At 37.4% G+C, this 1,771-nt stretch carries 3 protein-coding genes and 1 pseudogene; 1 reads left to right on the top strand and 3 read right to left on the bottom strand.

What is annotated here, in order from left to right:
• Nucleotides 1-167: pseudogene (locus M1K46_RS25790) on the top strand (phospholipase D-like domain-containing protein); the annotation flags it as partial.
• 154 nt (nucleotides 168-321) lie between these two features.
• On the opposite strand, the gene M1K46_RS25470 reads toward M1K46_RS25790, so the two are convergent.
• The 3 genes from M1K46_RS25470 to M1K46_RS25465 all read right to left on the bottom strand — a co-directional run bounded on the left by M1K46_RS25470 (nucleotide 322) and on the right by M1K46_RS25465 (nucleotide 1,731).
• Nucleotides 322-621, bottom strand: a complete 300-nt coding sequence (locus M1K46_RS25470; protein WP_256228232.1) for a hypothetical protein — start codon at nucleotides 619-621, stop codon at nucleotides 322-324.
• A 728-nt stretch (nucleotides 622-1,349) separates the two neighbouring features.
• A complete protein-coding gene (locus M1K46_RS25985; protein WP_353051232.1) occupies nucleotides 1,350-1,430 on the bottom strand; it encodes a putative holin-like toxin in 81 nt (26 codons plus the stop codon).
• A 121-nt stretch (nucleotides 1,431-1,551) separates the two neighbouring features.
• Entirely contained in the window at nucleotides 1,552-1,731 is a 180-nt protein-coding gene (locus M1K46_RS25465; RefSeq protein WP_062234592.1) for a hypothetical protein, read from the bottom strand.
• Nucleotides 1,732-1,771 lie beyond the last annotated feature (40 nt).

Genomic DNA, 1,771 nt, shown 5'->3' with positions numbered 1-1,771 from the left:
AGGTGTGTGAAGTCGTTTACAGTATCGATGTAGCACGGGATCTCACAGAGCAATTCGAGCTTGATCTTAGTGATTCGTTGCAGTTGACCATGGAAGATTTACAGCAGCGCTCTCTTTCACATCGGATAATTCAGCAGGGAGCTCGCCTGCTTTCTCCATTGTTATAAGTAAAATGTAAAAGAAAAAGCATGGGACCCATTTAATTTTACTTTTCCCGGTATGTAAGAAAACATGATGCTGTCTTCACATACGGTACCATAGATATTTGAGGATGATCAATAATCTGTCTGTCCATGTTGACCCCTTTTCCCACGGGTTATATTAAATCCATCCATACCACGGACATCCACAATTAACGGGGTAGCAACCATAGTTTGCAGGATAACCATAGTAATATCCTTTATAATGTCCGGGTGGATGGTGACCAGGGTTAGACCCTGTACTATGATGAGACTGCGTCCCGGAATCAACAAGTTGCTGAATCAGTTGTAATTGCTGTGTTGTAAGTACGTATCCTGTTGATGGCGCCGTACCCCAATACGGAAATTCCCGTGGAAGGATCATCCCCAGCCCCTGTTGTGGGTTATCAACGTAGTTTGTTATCAAATTATGATTATTCATTGTGTCCTCCTTCAAGGTTTCGCTAATCCTCTTCAGTGTATGTGATTTTTGACAAATTGCATTAGGTAAAGCACCAGTTTTGTTAAAGCACTTCCATAGAAAAAGGGAGTGTTTTTTTGTTTATTTGACGAATTCCTATATAGTGTTAAATAGATTTTTTCGCAGTTAAAACTGAACGGGGAACTGTATTTATCTCATAAAAAGCCACTATTGATTAAGAAGACTTAACTTTATCCGTAGGTCTCATTGTGCAGCCTTAATTTATTTTCCAATATCATTCTAACCATCGCTTTTTCAATGCTAAATTTAATAAACAAAAAGATCTGAAAAATTCACACTAGGTTGTATTTAATATCAGTGCTCATATTCCATACTCAGGCCTAAAAAGGTTGCAATATCTAAATCTTCGTAGGGTGCATCTCCATAATAGAAATACGCTCACTAAGTCGAGTCACCATTTCGAATGGTCAAAAGAAATTCAACACTTACACCAAGGCTCCTTTTTATAAAATTGAAGAACAATAAATAGAGCCCAATCCTAGCTAATTCCTTTACTTGTAAAAGATAAAAACAAATTATATAATTAGATTAGAGAAGGCATAATATAAAAAGAACCCTGATGCGGGAACATCAGAGTTCTACAGCTACCCGCAAGAAGTGCGGCGGCTCGAATCGAACATGAGAAGAAAAAGTAATCACCCATTAATTCGTCTGGCCAGACAGGGTGGTTACTTTTTTGTGTTTGAGATGATTATTACGATTAAGGTTGCGAATGCTATCATGAGTGTTAAAGCTTCGTAAGTAGTCATCATCGGTTACACCCCCCTTCTTTCGGGGATGCCACCGCCACCCTGCTTATGTAACTGCATTTTAATTTACCATACCATATCAGCCTTAAAATCAACTTGAAGACCCCATTTTGGCAGGGTTTTAATTAGATACTTTTACATAACCAGCATTACTGACTTTATTATAGTCTCTATTATTAATAATAAAGAATAATACATGATCCTCTGTAACTATAGTTTCATTTTTCCCTAAATCACTCTTCGCAGTTACTAGCGAGTCATATAAGAACCCTCTAACCTTTTCTCCTTCAATACTTAACATCATAAACACTCCAATTAACGATTTACTATATTATTTGAAT

It is taken from the genome of Fictibacillus sp. WQ 8-8, from assembly GCF_024494405.1.
Lineage (GTDB): Bacteria > Bacillota > Bacilli > Bacillales > Fictibacillaceae > Fictibacillus_C > Fictibacillus_C marinisediminis.
The sequence above is the reverse complement of the archived record's forward strand: the minus strand, read 5'-3'. Positions and strand labels throughout refer to the sequence as shown.

Coding starts and splice junctions, on each gene's coding strand:
- M1K46_RS25470 (WP_256228232.1), bottom strand. CDS start 621: ATGAATAATCATAATTTGATAACAAACTACGTTGATAACCCACAACAG.
- M1K46_RS25465 (WP_062234592.1), bottom strand. CDS start 1,731: ATGTTAAGTATTGAAGGAGAAAAGGTTAGAGGGTTCTTATATGACTCG.
- M1K46_RS25985 (WP_353051232.1), bottom strand. CDS start 1,430: ATGACTACTTACGAAGCTTTAACACTCATGATAGCATTCGCAACCTTA.